Origin of the sequence: Bacillus sp. ISL-34 (assembly GCF_018613325.1) — a bacterium.
Taxonomy (GTDB): domain Bacteria; phylum Bacillota; class Bacilli; order Bacillales; family DSM-1321; genus Peribacillus.
The window spans coordinates 294,469-310,399 of sequence record NZ_JAGGQJ010000002.1 but is presented as its reverse complement, the minus strand read 5'-3'; the positions used below and the strand labels follow the sequence as shown (position 1 = coordinate 310,399).

Sequence of the window (15,931 nt, the reverse complement as noted above, 5' to 3'; positions counted from 1 at the left end):
CAAGAATGAACCACGGTGAAAGGCATCCGTCATTATCTTTCTTACAGTGTAAAAATTTATATTGGAGGAATGTAAAAATGGACTTATTAAAAAATGTGTTTTCTTTAGGATTAGGTGCTGCCGCTGCTACAAAAGAGCAAATTGAAAAAGCAGTGGACTCTCTTGTCAAAAAAGGCGATATCAGCAAAGAAGACTCCAGGGTCCTTATTAAGCAATGGGTCGAAAAAGGGGAACAAGCCCAAAAGCAGCTGGATGATTCCGTCAAGGCCAAAGTCAATCAAGCGCTCAATGGCTTAAACTTGGCAACTAAAGAGGAAGTTCAGGAATTGGAGCGCCGTATCGTAATTTTGGAGAAACAGAACCAAGACTTACAATCGTGACAGGAGGTACTTGAATGTTTCGCAAGCGACTGAAACACGCACATCGTTACCAAGAAATCATTAATGCCTTCTTGAAAAATGGTTTCGGTTACTTCATCTATCGCCTGGGATTATCCGAGAGCAAAGCGGAATCGAAACTCCAACCCGATGAAAACCTGAACCTCCGCTCAATCGGAGAGCGGCTGCATACGATATTACAAAGCTTGGGACCTACATTCATTAAACTTGGTCAGATTGCAAGTACGAGGCGTGATTTCGTTCCTGACGAGATCGTCCGCGAACTTGAAAAGCTGCAGGACCAGGTGACCCCCTTTCCATTTGATAGGGTTCGCAAAATTGTCGAAGCCGAATTGGGTGATTCTTTGGAAAACATTTTTCTTGAATTTAATGAAACCCCTCTGGCAACCGCTTCGATTGGACAGGTCCATACGGCACGGCTTCCGTCACAGGAAGTCGTAGCAATCAAAGTGCAGCGGCCCGATATTCTGCCGACAGTGGAAACGGATTTGGAAATTCTCGATGATTTGGCAAGGCTTATGGAAGCTCGCATATCTTGGGCAAGACGCTATCAAATCAGAAAAATGATTGATGAATTCGCTAAATCACTCCGCGCAGAACTCGATTATAACTACGAGGGTCGAAACGGGGAAAGAATTGCCAAGCAATTCATCGATGATCAAGGGTTTAAGGTACCAAGGATCCATTGGGAGTTTTCCACAAAAAGGGTCCTGACGATGGATTTCATTCAAGGAATTAAGATCAATCATTATAAACGGCTTGATGATGAAGGTTATGATCGCCGGAAGATCGCGGAAAGATTAGCTAACTCCATGCTTCAGCAAATATTGATCGATGGCTTTTACCACGGCGATCCCCACCCTGGCAATATCATCATTTTGCCAGGAAATGTCGTCGCACTCATGGATTTCGGAATGGTGGGACGTCTGGAGGAAGAAACGAAGTATCAGTTCGCCTCGCTTGTCATCAATCTGAAACGCGGAAGCACCAATGGATTGATCAAGACGCTTTCAGATATGGGCCTCCTGACGGATGAAATCGATATGGCCCCATTAAGGGGGGATATTGATGAACTGCGAAATAAATATTATGATATCCCATTGAGCCAAATCAGCTTAGGCGGAGCAGTCAATGACCTGTTCACGGTTGCCAATCGGCATCAAGTCCAAATCCCTCCCGAATTCACGATGCTCGGCAAGGCTCTGCTTACGATGGAGGCCATTGTCGAAGGGTTAGATCCGAATTTCAGCATCATGAAGGCAGCTGAACCTTTTGGTGAAAGGCTTTTTAAGGAACGCTACAACCCAAAAAACATTGCGAAAAACGCATGGAATCAATTCATTGAGTCTGCTGAAGCCATTGCCGAACTTCCCAAGGATATCAAGGAAGTGACAGGTATCATTAAAAAAGGGAAATTGCGGCTCGATATCAACATTCCCGAACTTCAAGTTTTTTTACATAAGCTTGATCAAATCTCGAACCGGCTGTCGTTCAGTATTATCCTGCTAGCATTCAGCATAATAATGGTTGGTCTCATTATCGGCTCTGCAATAGGTGGGGAAACCTTGATCCTATGGAAAATACCGGTTATCGAGATTGGATTTGTCGTTGCAACCCTGATGTTCTTACTTATGCTCTACACCATTTTCAGGTCCGGAAAAATGTAAACTTCACGAAACTTTGATTTCCTTTCCGCAGGAGTCTCGAATCCGTTCCAATCAACTTTGTTTTAATATTTAGATAGAAACCCTTTTGACGATCCCGAACCATGAAATTAAAACAAGACTTTTCCTTTTACTATAATCCTTTTTGGCTTGACAGTCTGAAGGGAACCCCAGGGGTTCCCTTTTTTTGATCATTCATTGGTTATTTATCCGACGTTCATATGAAACGGCATACGCGCTATGGCGAAAATGCAAGATTCGGTCTTCCGAGCACTCGATTCCTTCAGGAATATTGGTTGGATCAAACATTAAAGTATCTTTAAGCACATCCGATTTTTTGGTGATCATTAAATGCCCAATCGTGATTACCTGTTTATCTTCCGACCAAGCTGTGGTTGGATCGTCAGTCGGGTCATCTTCCCCTCCTATTTGTATGTTCAATTTAAAGCCCACCGGACCTCGCTTGAGCCTCTCTTCCATTTCTTCATTCAGATACTCTGGCGAATGCTTGGCCAAATCCTTTTTATCTAGCATACTAAGGCCGGCATCAGGTACCCACTCGTACTTGATGGCCTGCCGCCTTCCTTCCGCATTAATGAAATAGAATGCATGAATGGAGTAATATTGACATGTTGAAAAACTGGCTGGAGAACGCATTTCTTTAAGCATTTGCAGGCTTGCCCTGCTTTCAGGGTATTTCCACAGGATTTTTGCAAGCTCTTTCAGATTGGGGAAACCTTCTTTGGCAGATTTGAAAAAACCAGCAATATCTACAAACGCTTCCGGTGTTTTCGCGAAGAATAACGGAATGGTCACAGTAATAAGATCTGACACCTCTCCATTCGGCAATTGAAACTTGACGGCCATGCCCTTTACAGGGGAAATGGCATCAGGATGGCTTGGAATCGGCGAGCTATTTGAAAACCGAATGATCGCCGGCACGGCTTCACCCTGAAGATGCGAAGCCACCGTTAATGGGGACGCTTTCCCGTTTGGGGTAAAAACCCCCTCATAAACATACCCCCTTGCATGTGCACGCCGATAACCAGGATGTTTTCCAGCTACATTTTCAATCACATTAACTGCTTCTCTGGCTAGTTCAGGTTTATAGTCGTTCGTTCCCTCCATGATACCTCACCCCATCTTTTCTGATTAGAATCCATGTTCATCGTTATTACATGTACCCCTTATTCCATCAGCTTATTCTTTCTTGAATCACAGAAAGCATTGATCACAAAAAAAACACCTGGAAGTATCCAGGCGCTGCACACATACTCATTCCAGTTCCCGCTCCACCTGTGAAAGGATCACATGGGTAACGGTTGCCGCAAAAGGAATGGTCCGATTGATGAATTCCTCCACTTCTTCAAGGCTTTCACTGTGGATTTTCAGCATAAAGCAAGCCTGCCCGGCAATTCGATAACAAAAGTCGACATTCGGCTCCTTGGAAATATACTTTTTGAATTTCTCATATTCGCCATTTTTTATCGTTGCTTCCACGATGCACTCAATCGGAAAGCCGATTTTTTTTTGATCAATCTCGGCAACATACCCTTTAATGATGCCGAACGACTCCATTTGCCGTACCCTCTCGGCAACGGTGGGGGCTGAGAGGTTTACTTTCTTTGCCAATTCCCTCATGGATATTCGGCTATTCAGCGTTAATTCAGCAAGGATGCTCCGGTCTTTTTCATCTATTTTCATTTTATTATTATTCCCCTTCTTTTCTTTACATTTATTCATTATTCATCCGGAAAGCTTTACAAACGGAATTAATATTCCTGGTTTTTTATATTAAGATTATCTCAAAGGGGAGATGTATATGACAAGAATAAAAAAATCATCGCAGGGATCCAGTCCATTTCAAAGATTATTTCATTCTGAAGAGATTTCGAATAAATGGTCGGACCTCTCAGATTGCATATCTGCAGATGGGAAACTTTCGAAAAAGTTAAAGGAAAACGTCAGAAGGGTGCTGGCCTACGGTAATGGCTGCTCATACTGTCAGGCAAAAGGAATTCCATTAAAGCCGGAAGATATGAAAGAAAGCTATGCAATCGCCTTTGCGGAAGTATTCCTCTTGCAACGTGAAAAAACAGAGGAAAAGTTTTTCCACGTGTTGAAGGAGGCATTCAGTGATGAAGAGATTTCTGAACTATTGGCATTCATTTGTTTTACAACCGCCCAGCAATATTTCGGGGCATTGATGGATTTACAATAACACCAAAAAAGGAACAGGCGCCGCGCCTCGTTCCTTTCTGTAAAAAACCTACTTTCTAGTTTGACCGGTCACCGAATCCATTTCCGCTGAATTATCACCTAGGATTTCGCCCCATGATCCTCCATTTCATTAATCCTTGGAAGAATGGCACGGGAAGGTACCGGGGATGTCAAAACCACGGATGTATTCAGATGTCCATAGGGTATTAATCGATCTATCAGTAATCTCATGCTGTCCATATCAGCTAAAGCCGCTTTCAAAAAATATCCAACCGTTCCTGTTACACGATGGCACTCGATAATGTCTAAATCATTTTTCACCAATTGCTCAAAATCGGAAACAGGAACCTTAAGTTCACTCACCTGGATGAACACAAGTACACCCCTTCCTATTGCCAGAGGTGAAACCCTTGCACTGAACCCCTCAATGATCCCCTTTTCTTGCAGGCGATACATACGTTCAGAGATGCTAGGTCGACTGAGCGCCAATTTCTTCGATAGTTCACTAATCGTAATGCGTCCATCTCTTTGTAAAAGTTCCAGTAAACTGACATCTATTTCATCCATGAAGCAACCGCCTTTCATAATGAAGGAATATAAGCTTATATTTCTTTAAAATGTTGTATGGATAGCGAAAAACACATTCATTTTTGTATGTAATTTTACCAGTTAATATTCTATCATTAAAATAATCAAATAGAAAAAGAAAATTCAGAATTTACCAAAGGGAGGAACCTGCATTGACCTTTACGAAAATCCCGGTTCGGCAAAACATCGAAAGCATTAGCCCATATGTTTCCGGCAAGCCAATTGAAGAAGTGCAACGTGAGCTCGGTCTTGAAACGATCGTTAAATTGGCATCCAATGAGAATCCATTCGGTTGCTCAACTCTAGCAAAAGAAGCCATGCTTACCGAAATGGAGCAAACCTCCTTTTATCCTGAAGGTATGGCCCCGTCATTAGCTGAAAAGCTGGCAAGGAAATTGAATATCAATAAAGATCATATCATATTGGGCAATGGATCTGATGAAGTGATACGTTTGTTAACAAGAACCTATATCCAACAAAATGATGAAGTCATCATGGCTGATGTGACATTTCCACGGTATGAAACGAATGTATTGATTGACGGCGGGACACCTGTAAAGATACCACTTATTAATGGTGTACATGACCTGCAGGGCATGTATGAGGCCATAACGGAAAAAACAAGAATGATATTTATCTGTAATCCCAATAATCCAACAGGAACAATCGTTCAAAAAGAAAAGTTGCGCTCTTTTATCGAGAAGGTGCCGAAACATATTTTACTGATCGTTGATGAAGCATACTATGAATATGTCGATGATGCAGAATATTTAAAGACCTTGCCACTTCTAAATATGCATTCAAATCTGGTTATCTTACGCACTTTTTCAAAGATTTATGGCCTTGCTGCATTAAGGATTGGATACGGTTTAATGGATGCTTCCATCATCCAAGAGCTAGTTAAAGTGAAGGAACCCTTCAATACCAATCGTTTAGCACAGGCTGCGGCATTCGCTTCCCTCGATGACCATCCATTTGTTGAGAATTGTGTTCGTAAGAATGGGGAAGGAAGAAGATATTTAGAAAACGAACTAAGCAAGATGGGTTTAACATTCTTCCCTTCACATGCCAACTTCTTGATGGTCAAACTGAACCAGCCTGGCAGGGATATTTTTGAGAAATTATTAATTCAAGGTGTCATCATCCGTTCCGGTCATTTGCTAGGCTATGATAATACTATCCGCGTGACCATCGGCACTCCGCTTGAAAACGAGAGATTCATAGCATCCTTGCAACATATAATCAATAAAACATCTGGTTCATGACCGATTGAAATGAAGTTACAGTATATCGATGATTATTAATGAAAGATACGACATGGACGCCTTTGCCCATGCCGTATCTTTTACGTGGATTTATTTAGCAATATCCTTTTCTATAATAGGTGTTTCCTGTTCATCCACACTTTTAAATTTAAAAATCGAAATCGAGATTAATGCAGCCAATACAATCAGGCAAGCAATGATACTGATCCGATTCTGTTCACTGAACACGAACGTGACACAAATGATGCTTAAGGTGATTACGGCAAACAAGGTTACATATGGAAAGCCCCACAATTTAAAACTCGGAGCTTTGGGATATGAATTGCGAAGTTTTAGCTGCGCTAAACAGATGCTGATCCATACAAGTGATACTACAAAACCCGGAAACGCCATTAATAAAGTAAATGCCTTGTCCTGTGCAACGAAAGTAATCATGGAGCCGACGACCAATACAAATGCACTTAATATCAAACTATACAAGGGAACGCCATTTTTTGATACATAAGAGAACGACTTGGGAGCTTCCCCTTCTGCAGCTAAAGAATGCAGCATCCGAGTACACCCATATATTCCAGAGTTAGCAGCAGATAAGACGGCCGTAATCAAAATGAAATTCATGATATGTGCAGACCCCTGAAAACCTGACATTGACAAAACTTGTACAAACGGACTTGCCTGGTCGCTAATTTCGTTCCACGGAATCAAACCGCAGATTACAAGTATTGGTAAGGTGAAAAATAATACGACTCTCCAAATATAGTTTTTAATGACCTTCGGTAAAATGCGTTCCGCATCCTTTGCTTCCGTTACCGTCACCCCTATTAACTCGGAACCGCCATACGAGAACATGACGATCAGTAATGCCGAAAAGATGGACATCCACCCATTTGGGAAAAATCCTCCATGCCCTGTGAAGTTTTGCAGATAATTAGATCCGCCGCTTGGGATGACTCCAAATAAAATACAGACTCCCAATATGATGAATACGATGATCATGGTAATTTTAATGCCAGCAAACCAAAATTCAAATTCACCATAATTTTTGACATTCATCATGTTAATCCCAATGATGAAAGCCGTACACCCTAAACTTAATATCCATAGCGGGATTGCTGGGAGCCAATACTGCAAGAAGCTTCCTGCCACCACTACCTCAATGACACATACGGACAGCCACATGAAACAATACATCCAGCCTACGATGAAGGAAAAGCGCTTACCGAATGCCTTCTGAACGAAACCTTTCATATTCGTATTTGGATAGACAATTGCCATTTCTGCTATAGCACCCATGACTACAAGCAATAATAATCCTGCAAAAATATAAGTGAATATGACTCCTGGCCCTGCTAACGATATGGTTTCGGCACTTCCTTTAAAAATCCCAGTACCTATTGCCCCTCCCATTGCCATCATGCTAATATGTCGCGGCAATAATTTCTTTTGCAGTGACCCGCCATTTGAATCCATTACAACTGCCTCCTTCATTCCATAATTTTCACATATAAAAAATCAAAACCATTTCAATCGTTGAATGGCGAATGGATAAGTTATCTCATCAACCGTTATGGTTTAGGAGTGGAAGGATGCAAAGCCTTCTTGAAAACTTTTCTCATACTTCCCCAAAGTAAAAATGATATCAATATGCCGTTAGTTTTACAAGAGGAATCATCGCAGGCTAATACGGCTCCTGTTTGGTCAAACGCCGGGCCAGATTTTCGAAATGGAGTGAATTTGCTGCTGATAGCCTTGCCTTTCGGGGACCAATGACAGGTTTCTGACTCCATTAAAATAAAACACTCTAATCGGGGACTACATTGGCAATCCCCATGACTTTACTTTTTCCTATTTATTTACGATGTGAATCGCATGTCCCAAAACTGCCTCAGCCGCTTCCATCCACCCCTCGGTCAAAGTTGGATGAGGATGCATGCTGAGGGCTATATCCTCGACCCGAGCCGCCAGCTCAAGGGCAAGGACCCCTTCACCTATAAGGTTGGAAGCATCGGCACCTACCATATGCATTCCGAGCAATATGTGGCTATTAGCATCCACGATCACTTCAGCAAATCCTTCCGTTTCATTCGTTGCAAGCGCTCTTCCGTTGGCACTGAACGGAAATTTGCCGCTCTTGACGCTGTATCCCTGTTGTTCAGCTTCTTCACGGCTTAAACCAACACCAGCTATTTGTGGTTCCGAGAAGATTACATAGGGAACATAAGGTGAGTCAACGGCACTTGGCAACCCCCCTATCACTTCAGCTGCCACGATTCCCTGTTTGGAGGCTCGATGGGCAAGAGCTGGACCAGGTGTAGTGTCACCGATGGCAAAGATGTGCGGCACATTTGTACGGCATTCCATATCAACTGCTATATGGCCTTTTTCACCAACCGTCACTCCAGCCCGATTCAGGCCGATTTCTTCAGTGTTAGGCATCCTGCCAATTGTAACCAGGGTCTTTTCGCTCACGACCACTTCCGTCCCCTGTTCTTTCGAGGACACATGAAGATGTACATGGCCATCCAATACAGTCGCCTTTTCTACCCTTGAGGATGTTTTGATATTCATCCCAAGCTTCTTGGCATTCCGGATGACTTCCTTTACCAGGTTTTCAGCAACTTGGGGGAGTATGCGATTGGCCATTTCAATGATGGACACTTTAGTACCTAGCTTTGCAAATGCCATACCCAATTCGATTCCGATATATCCACCGCCAATGATCGACAAGCTTGATGGAACTTCCTGCAGCTGCAAAGATGAGGTCGAATCCAATATATATTCTCCATCGACTTTAATGAAGGATGGAATGAAAGGCCTGGACCCCGTCGCAATAATTGCCTGTTCAAACTTATAGGTTTCAAAATCGCCATCGGTTTCGACTCCAATGCGGTCATCAGATAAAAAGGTTGCTTGACCTTTAACCACCGTCACTCCATTTTCCTTACACAAATGGGCAATACCTTGCCCCAACTGAGATGTGATGCCCGCTTTCCAATCCTGCCAAACTCCCAAGTCCATAGTGGTTCTTTCCTGAGACAGCCGGATTCCCATTTTCCCTAAATCGTTAAGCCTTTGGTATTGATCAGCTGCGTGAATCAATGCCTTTGAAGGTATACAGCCCCGATTAAGGCAAACCCCGCCCAGCTTATCCTTTTCAACAAGCACGACCGATTTTCCTAACTGGCCGAGACGGATAGCCGCAGCATATCCCCCCGGACCTCCTCCCATGATGACAACATCCGTCTCTACAGCAACTTCCCCAACTACCATTTATCTCATCTCCACAACTAAACGAATTGGATTTTCCAGTAATTCCTTGATTCTATTGGTAAACTGCACCGCTGTTACCCCGTCAATCAAACGATGATCGAAAGAAAGAGACATATTCATCATTAAACGGATAACACCTTCCAAATCGCGAACGACCATACGATGTTCCATTTTATGCAAAGCTAATATGGCCGCTTCCGGATAGTTAATGATCGGGGTCGCGTGCATCCCTCCGATCGGTCCAACATTGCTTATGGTAAATGTACTGCCTGTGATTTGATCTATGCTCAACTTTCCTTCACGGGCTTGTGCCGCCAATTGCCTGATTTCATCAGCCAGTTGGAAAATGGTTTTTTGATCGGCATGTTTTATGACTGGAACAATGAGACCCTCTTTTGTATTCGTTGCAATCCCAATATGATAATAATTTTTCAGGATGATTTCATTGGTTCCTTCATCAATTGAAGCGTTTAATGTTTTGAACTCCTTTAAGGCGATGACAATGGCTTTAACGAAAAATGGCAAAAAGGTCAATTTAATATCCTTATCATCGGAGTACTCCTTTAATTGATTTTTAAATTCCTTCAATCGGTCCATTTCCAATTCATCTACATGGGTTACATGAGGAATGGTCGAAACCGACTTTACCATATGTTCAGCGATTTTTTTACGAATGCCTTTAAGCGGAATCCGCTCTTCCCGCTCATTTCCCACTCCTTTTGCCTGGATGGCATCCTTCATCGTATCTTGAACAATCTTGTCATTATCGTGTTTGGCATTTTCACGTATAATCGAGTTATTTTCTTTAAACTGCTTCACGTCACTTTCGGTAATTCGCCCAGCCGGACCCGTGCCTTTAACCTTCTCGATATCAACCTTCATTTCCCTCGCCATTTGACGCACGAATGGCGTTGCCAACGCACGCACTGCCTCATGATGCTGTTTAGTCGTAATATGCTCTGGATTCACTTTTACATCGTCAGATTGCACGACTTGGTTTTCTTCTTCAATAATGCCTGCATCCGGAACTGAAATATCGTTCTCTTCCTGAATTGTGAATATTGTGGTTCCCACTTCCACGATATCCCCTTCGGAAAAAAATATTTTCTTGACCACTCCCGGTGCGGGAGCAGTCAATTCCGCATTGACTTTATCCGTTTGCACCTCAACAATCGGTTGATCCTGTTTTACCGCATCCCCTTCTTTGATGAGCCATTGGATAATTTCCCCTTCATGCATCCCTTCCCCTACATCAGGAAGTTTAAATTCCATCATGCGTCATCCTCCTTCTCCCTTAAAACCACAATTAAAATGATATCGTTTCGACTATACCTTGTTTTACACGGTCCACAGTCGGTAAATAATGATCTTCTATCGTAAACGGCGGAACCGGTACATCAAATCCTGTTACACGCTTAATCGGCGCTTTCAGGTAAATAAGAGCTTCATCATTAATAATGGAGATGATCTCGGCACCTAATCCGGCAGTCTTATGGGCTTCATGGACGATTAATGCACGACCTGTCTTTTTAATGGATTGCACGATCGTATCCCTATCCAGAGGGTATAATGTTCGTAGATCGACCACTTCACACTTCCAGCCTTTTTCCGCTTCAATCTTTTTAGCGGCATTCAATGCCTCCCTTAACATGGCCCCCCATGCAAAAATGGTCAGGTCGCTTCCCTCCTGGACCACTTTTGCTTGACCGATTGGTATTCGGTACATTTCGTCGGGAACTTCTTCCTTAAAAGCCCGATACAATTTAGTCGGTTCCAAAAAAATCACCGGATCTGGATCTTCGAGCGCTGAAATGAGCAGCCCTTTTGCGTCATATGGATTACTTGGTGCAACCACCTTTAAACCCGGAGTATGGGCAAAGAAGGTTTCGACACTTTCGGAATGAAGTTCAGGACCCCTGATACCGGCACCATATGGCGTACGGATTACGAGTGGCACCCCAAATTGCCCACGAGTACGATACCTCATACGGGCAGCGTGGGAAACGAGTTGCTCGAATCCCGGATAAATAAAGGCGAGAAACTGGATCTCCACTATGGGCAGCATTCCGTTAAGGGCTAAACCTATCGCAGAGCCGATGATTCCGGATTCAGCTAATGGCGTATCCACAACTCGATCTTTTCCATACTTCTCATAAAGCCCTTCCGTCGATCGAAAAACCCCGCCATTCACTCCAATATCCTCACCCAAGATCATCACGCGATCATCATGGCCCAGCATTTGGTCGAGCGCTTCCGTAATAGCCTGGAGCATCGTTAAATTTTTGCCCATTATTTCTTCCCGCCTTTCCTTAAGATTTGGTTCAATTCCTGCTTCTGTTCCTTTAGATGCCATGACTCCTCGGCATATACATGGTTAAACATTTCGAGCGGGTCGGATTTTGGATACCCTTCGGCTCTTTGAAGGTGTGCATCGATCAGTTCGTTGAATTGTTTTAACACCAATTCCTCCTGCTCGTCATTCCAATGACCCTCTTTATTCAAATACTTTCTAAGACGTGTAATGGGATCGCGGTTTTCCCTCCAGAACGTTGAAATTTCGTCCTGATCGCGATAAATGTTCGGATTGTCTGCAGTAGTATGGGCGCCATAGCGAAAGGTAATGGCTTCGATTAATGTAGGTCCTTCCCCTTTAAGCGCTCTTTCGACAGCCTCCTTTACAGTCAGCCATACTGCAAAAATATCATTTCCATCCACCCGCACCCCATGGATGTCATAAGCAACAGCCCGCTGGGATATCGTTTTGGATGCCGATTGCTTTTCAAAAGGCACACTGATTGCGTAGCCATTATTTTGGCAGAAAAAGATTGTCGGGGTTTTATGAACGCCAGCAAAATTCAGTGCCTCATGAAAGTCACCTTCAGAAGTGGCTCCATCACCAAAATAAGCAATGCTAACATTCTTTTCACCTTTGATCTTACTTGCCCAAGCCGTTCCAACCGCATGAACCATTTGAGTGGCAATAGGAACACTTGGTGGCAAAATCCTTTTTCCTTCTGGACAAATTGAGCCGTCAAAATGCGCCATCCAGTATAGGAAAACACGGTATAATTCCTGCCCATGAATGATTGCCGCTCCATGATCACGGTATGTGGGAAACATCCAATCCCCAGCCGACAACGCTAAAGCGCTCCCTACCTGTGATGCTTCCTGTCCTTCGAAAGGTGCATATGTTCCAATCCTGCCTTGGCGCTGGAGATTAATTGATTTTCGGTCAAATGTTCTGAGCAGAAGCATGCTCTCATACATCTTTAACATAAGTGATTTATCGATTTTTCCATCAATCGCTTCAATGATTTCACCATCAGGAGTCAATACTTGAAACATTTCCGGCTCAGTTCCGCCTGAATGCGCTTTCATTATTGGGTTTCCCGTCTTTTCCATTTCATTTCTCCCCTTAAGATAGATTTGTTTCGCAAACTTACCAAGGTTTTGAACAGTCATGAAATAACAGCCCAAAATGTTTTATCGGTCTTTATGTCTGTGATTAAATGCTGTTTCATAAACTACATTTCCTTATATAAAAGGATAATACATCCAAGTTTTTAATAATATGTTAAATAGAATGAATTTTTCGCATATTACCTTTATTTAGAATATGTTTTCTGATACCTCACCTTCATTTTGAAAACGAGAACCTTTAGTGGGGAAATTTCATATTGATTACCTACAAATTGTTGAGATGCTCGGTCGATTCAAAACCTATCCAAAAAGTATCCAGCACAAAAAAAGACCCATTATATAATAAATGGGTCTTAGACTGTAGACAAACTCGAAGAAAAGCCAGTTTGCCTGCAGTTTTTTTCCTTTTAAAAATTCCAGTTGATTTCAGAAATCCGCTCCCTTTCCGCCGACTGTCTGCCAAGCCTCCTCGCCGTTAGCGGCTGTGGGGTCTCGGCTAGCCAGCTATTCGGCAGGAGTGTCGCAAATTTCTTCAATTCAATGAGGATTACAGGAAAAAACCTTTAAGGACAGTCCTAGAATCTTATTTAAAGTCATGCTTCGGGATAGAACAGCCTGCAGTTTTTTCTAATAAAAACGTTCCAATTGATTTCAGTAATCCGCTTCCTTTCCGCCTACTGTCTGCCAAGCCTCATCAAAGTAAACGTCTCCGGGGTCTCGGCTAGCCAACTATTCCCTGCAGGAGATATCGCAAATTCCTTCAATCCAATGAGAGTTTCATAAATCCAAGTTTACTTTTAAAATAATGGTTTGGGATTAGATCAATCGAACCCCTTTGTCGACAAACTGAGACCCATTATATAATTATGGGTCTTTTTACATTTCATGATTGATGGGGGCTATGACACGCACCGGAAATAGCTCGTGGTATAACCGCAATCCATTCGCGGAATGCCCTGCCAACAAAATTAGAAAGCTCTATTTTTCAAATGTTCCTTTCACGACTGCTTGACCATCCTTGACCATGACCTGCCCCATCGCGATTACACATTTTATTTCTAAAGTTTGTTTATTCATAATGATGATATCGGCGTCCTTACCTACCGCAAGCTGTCCCTTTGCAGAAAGTTTTAAAATGTTTGCCGGGTTTGCCGTCGCAACCCGTATGGCATCGGCAATTGTCACTCCATCCTCGAGGACGGCATCGACAACACAATCATATAAGGACATGCATGTACCAATGTTCAAACCGCGCAGGTTGCCGCTTCCATCGAAGTCAGGCAGGCTGGCTTGTCCATCTGAAGTTATGGTGATCTGCCCGATTTCAACGCCTTCTTCCAGTGCCCTTTTTATTGCTGTACTTGCTTTGACCTCTCCTTCTTCAAGGAACTTCTCGATCGTACTTGTCGTAAAATCGATATAACCCCCTTTTTTTGCATATTCCACCCCTGCATTGAATAAATGCGGATTTCGGTTTATATGTGTAGGGTAGAACTGAGTGATCGGTATTTCCGTTGTCTCGACAACTTCCTCAATTACATGCAAATGATCTAGACTGTCGCCGACATGAATGTTGACGACACCGCTTTTCCCGGACAGCAGACCTCCATTACGCGCCTGGGAGGCCAGTTTAGCCAGTTCAGCTGCAGTCGGCTGCGAGGAACGATGATCGGCAATGGCTATTTCGCCAACACCGATAATTTTATCCACAAGAATCAAATCGTCTTCGATCTTGCCGGTTAACGTCTTGACTGGAACTTGATAGGAACCCGTCTGAACGAAGCAGCTAATTCCTTCTTCTTCAAGCGCTCTCGCTTTAGCAAGCAGTGCTGGCATCGTCCTAGTCGTTCCATCCGTTCCGATTACCCCTACCAATGTCGTTATACCCGCTAAAGTGGCATCTGTTAATTGGATTTCAGGAGTCCTCGTTTTAAAGCCCCCTTCCCCGCCTCCGCCGATAATATGTACGTGAGCATCTATAAAACCCGGAGCCACGATTTGGCCACTCGCATCAATCACTTCGAATTCAACGAAATTGGCAGGTACATCAATCTTGTCCTCGATGAAGCCAATTTGCTTTCCAACCAAGAGGATATCTTTTTGGCCCATATATTCCGGACCATAAAGCTCCCCATTTTTTATAAGTGTGAGCATTTTTCCTTCTCCCTTCAAAAATAGGAATTTTCAAATAGGTTTCAAAATCTTTTACCCGGGTAAATATACAACATGACCCGCTAACAATTACATAAAAAAACAAACATACTTGTTCATTTTTTAAAAAGTTGTAGCCAAATTGACATCTTGATTATGCTTTTCAAAAGTATAAAAACAAAAGGAGCAAACGACATGAATAAAGTGATTTCTTCTGACATTAAAACAAATAAAAGATTATCCATGCGACAAATCATGAACCTATATCAAGTAACAAAAGAGTTTAAAGGGAATATATATTTTATCTGTAACCATAAATTGGTCGATGCCAAGAAACTTTCGACTTTCGTATCCTTTGTGCTCATTCTTCAAGAGTGTGCAACCATGAAAGTCATCCTTGAAGGCGAGAATGTACATGCCATGCTAGAAAAAGTACAGGCTATTTGTGAAGAAAATGATGAAAGTGCTTTCGGTTTCCAATCGAACCAAACCGTTAATATTTAAATGATTCCGACTACTTCATGAAGAGGGTGTATAGAAATGAGAACCATTTTAATGGTGATTGGCGCAATCGTCGTAATCAGCATAATAGCAAATCTAATTTTTTAAAATGATGAAAAACTGTAGCCAAACGCGAGTTTGCCTGCAGTTTTTTTATTTTAACAACGTATAGATTTCAGAAATCCGCTCCCTTTCCGCCGACTGTCTGCCAAGCCTCCTCGACGCAAGCGTCTGTGGGGTCTCGGCTAGCCAGTTATTCGGCAGGAGTCTCGCAAATTTCTTCAATGAGGGCTTCATCTGTATAAACAAATAAAAAAACATGAAGGATAACCAAGTTTCTCCCTTTAAAATTGCGAACCTCCTTTTGGAGCAAAAGCAGTTTGCCTACAGTTTATTCTTATAAATTATTCAGTTGATTTCAGAAATCCGCTCCCTTTCGCCGACAAACTGAGAC

15 protein-coding genes are annotated in these 15,931 nt (G+C 42.7%); 6 read left to right on the top strand and 9 right to left on the bottom strand.

Going from position 1 to position 15,931, the window contains the following annotated elements; genetic code table 11:
- The first annotated feature begins 77 nt into the window (after positions 1-77).
- The gene (locus J7E52_RS02285) at positions 78-380 is read left to right on the top strand and encodes a phasin family protein (RefSeq protein WP_214743499.1); all 303 of its coding nucleotides are present in this window, start codon (positions 78-80) and stop codon (positions 378-380) included.
- A 14-nt stretch (positions 381-394) separates the two neighbouring features.
- Entirely contained in the window at positions 395-2,065 is a 1,671-nt protein-coding gene (locus J7E52_RS02280; protein ID WP_214743498.1) for an ABC1 kinase family protein, read from the top strand.
- A 192-nt stretch (positions 2,066-2,257) separates the two neighbouring features.
- On the opposite strand, the gene J7E52_RS02275 is transcribed toward J7E52_RS02280, so the two are convergent.
- Both J7E52_RS02275 and J7E52_RS02270 read right to left on the bottom strand, forming a co-directional pair.
- Positions 2,258-3,190, bottom strand: a complete 933-nt coding sequence (locus J7E52_RS02275) for a catalase family peroxidase (protein ID WP_214743497.1) — start codon at positions 3,188-3,190, stop codon at positions 2,258-2,260.
- 147 nt (positions 3,191-3,337) lie between these two features.
- Complete coding sequence (locus tag J7E52_RS02270; RefSeq protein ID WP_214743496.1) at positions 3,338-3,766, bottom strand: Lrp/AsnC family transcriptional regulator; 429 nt, start codon at positions 3,764-3,766, stop codon at positions 3,338-3,340.
- A gap of 118 nt (positions 3,767-3,884) precedes the next feature.
- Here J7E52_RS02270 and J7E52_RS02265 point away from each other — a divergent pair, with 118 nt between their 5' ends.
- Positions 3,885-4,283, top strand: a complete 399-nt coding sequence (locus tag J7E52_RS02265) for a carboxymuconolactone decarboxylase family protein (RefSeq protein ID WP_214743495.1) — start codon at positions 3,885-3,887, stop codon at positions 4,281-4,283.
- A 98-nt stretch (positions 4,284-4,381) separates the two neighbouring features.
- On the opposite strand, the gene J7E52_RS02260 is transcribed toward J7E52_RS02265, so the two are convergent.
- Complete coding sequence (locus J7E52_RS02260) at positions 4,382-4,849, bottom strand: Lrp/AsnC family transcriptional regulator (RefSeq protein ID WP_214743494.1); 468 nt, start codon at positions 4,847-4,849, stop codon at positions 4,382-4,384.
- A 173-nt stretch (positions 4,850-5,022) separates the two neighbouring features.
- On the opposite strand from J7E52_RS02260, the gene hisC reads away from it, so the two are divergent.
- Entirely contained in the window at positions 5,023-6,135 is a 1,113-nt protein-coding gene (gene hisC, locus J7E52_RS02255; protein WP_214743493.1) for a histidinol-phosphate transaminase, read from the top strand.
- Between the two features lie 90 nt (positions 6,136-6,225).
- Here the strand turns inward: hisC and J7E52_RS02250 are convergent, their stop codons facing one another.
- Positions 6,226-7,605 carry an amino acid permease gene (locus J7E52_RS02250; protein ID WP_214743492.1) on the bottom strand — a complete coding sequence of 460 codons (1,380 nt, stop codon included), beginning with the start codon at positions 7,603-7,605 and terminating at the stop codon, positions 6,226-6,228.
- A 129-nt stretch (positions 7,606-7,734) separates the two neighbouring features.
- Here J7E52_RS02250 and J7E52_RS02245 point away from each other — a divergent pair, with 129 nt between their 5' ends.
- Positions 7,735-7,905: a hypothetical protein gene (locus J7E52_RS02245; protein ID WP_214743491.1), complete on the top strand. Its 171-nt coding sequence runs from the start codon at positions 7,735-7,737 to the stop codon at positions 7,903-7,905.
- A gap of 75 nt (positions 7,906-7,980) precedes the next feature.
- Here J7E52_RS02245 and lpdA read toward each other — a convergent pair whose 3' ends face one another.
- The 5 genes from lpdA to iadA all read right to left on the bottom strand — a co-directional run bounded on the left by lpdA (position 7,981) and on the right by iadA (position 14,979).
- Positions 7,981-9,405 (bottom strand): dihydrolipoyl dehydrogenase, encoded by a 1,425-nt coding sequence (gene lpdA / locus J7E52_RS02240; RefSeq protein WP_214743490.1) that lies wholly within the window; start codon positions 9,403-9,405, stop codon positions 7,981-7,983.
- Positions 9,406-10,680, bottom strand: a complete 1,275-nt coding sequence (locus J7E52_RS02235) for a dihydrolipoamide acetyltransferase family protein (protein ID WP_214743489.1) — start codon at positions 10,678-10,680, stop codon at positions 9,406-9,408.
- A 31-nt stretch (positions 10,681-10,711) separates the two neighbouring features.
- Positions 10,712-11,695: an alpha-ketoacid dehydrogenase subunit beta gene (locus tag J7E52_RS02230; RefSeq protein WP_101224443.1), complete on the bottom strand. Its 984-nt coding sequence runs from the start codon at positions 11,693-11,695 to the stop codon at positions 10,712-10,714.
- A complete protein-coding gene (pdhA, locus tag J7E52_RS02225; RefSeq protein WP_286197367.1) occupies positions 11,695-12,807 on the bottom strand; it encodes a pyruvate dehydrogenase (acetyl-transferring) E1 component subunit alpha in 1,113 nt (370 codons plus the stop codon). The genes J7E52_RS02230 and pdhA overlap by 1 nt, the downstream gene beginning before the upstream one ends.
- 996 nt (positions 12,808-13,803) lie before the next feature.
- Positions 13,804-14,979, bottom strand: a complete 1,176-nt coding sequence (iadA, locus tag J7E52_RS02220) for a beta-aspartyl-peptidase (RefSeq protein WP_214743488.1) — start codon at positions 14,977-14,979, stop codon at positions 13,804-13,806.
- A gap of 192 nt (positions 14,980-15,171) precedes the next feature.
- Between iadA and J7E52_RS02215 the strand changes: the two genes are divergently transcribed.
- A complete protein-coding gene (locus tag J7E52_RS02215) occupies positions 15,172-15,480 on the top strand; it encodes a hypothetical protein (RefSeq protein ID WP_214743487.1) in 309 nt (102 codons plus the stop codon).
- Positions 15,481-15,931: the final 451 nt, after the last annotated feature.

Bases quoted from the DNA above. Each gene is read 5' to 3' on its own strand.
- J7E52_RS02285 (WP_214743499.1), top strand. From the start codon at position 78: ATGGACTTATTAAAAAATGTGTTTTCTTTAGGATTAGGTGCTGCCGCT.
- J7E52_RS02280 (WP_214743498.1), top strand. From the start codon at position 395: ATGTTTCGCAAGCGACTGAAACACGCACATCGTTACCAAGAAATCATT.
- J7E52_RS02275 (WP_214743497.1), bottom strand. From the start codon at position 3,190: ATGGAGGGAACGAACGACTATAAACCTGAACTAGCCAGAGAAGCAGTT.
- J7E52_RS02270 (WP_214743496.1), bottom strand. From the start codon at position 3,766: ATGAAAATAGATGAAAAAGACCGGAGCATCCTTGCTGAATTAACGCTG.
- J7E52_RS02265 (WP_214743495.1), top strand. From the start codon at position 3,885: ATGACAAGAATAAAAAAATCATCGCAGGGATCCAGTCCATTTCAAAGA.
- J7E52_RS02260 (WP_214743494.1), bottom strand. From the start codon at position 4,849: ATGGATGAAATAGATGTCAGTTTACTGGAACTTTTACAAAGAGATGGA.
- J7E52_RS02250 (WP_214743492.1), bottom strand. From the start codon at position 7,605: ATGGATTCAAATGGCGGGTCACTGCAAAAGAAATTATTGCCGCGACAT.
- lpdA (WP_214743490.1), bottom strand. From the start codon at position 9,405: ATGGTAGTTGGGGAAGTTGCTGTAGAGACGGATGTTGTCATCATGGGA.
- J7E52_RS02235 (WP_214743489.1), bottom strand. From the start codon at position 10,680: ATGATGGAATTTAAACTTCCTGATGTAGGGGAAGGGATGCATGAAGGG.
- J7E52_RS02230 (WP_101224443.1), bottom strand. From the start codon at position 11,695: ATGGGCAAAAATTTAACGATGCTCCAGGCTATTACGGAAGCGCTCGAC.
- pdhA (WP_286197367.1), bottom strand. From the start codon at position 12,807: ATGGAAAAGACGGGAAACCCAATAATGAAAGCGCATTCAGGCGGAACT.
- iadA (WP_214743488.1), bottom strand. From the start codon at position 14,979: ATGCTCACACTTATAAAAAATGGGGAGCTTTATGGTCCGGAATATATG.
- J7E52_RS02215 (WP_214743487.1), top strand. From the start codon at position 15,172: ATGAATAAAGTGATTTCTTCTGACATTAAAACAAATAAAAGATTATCC.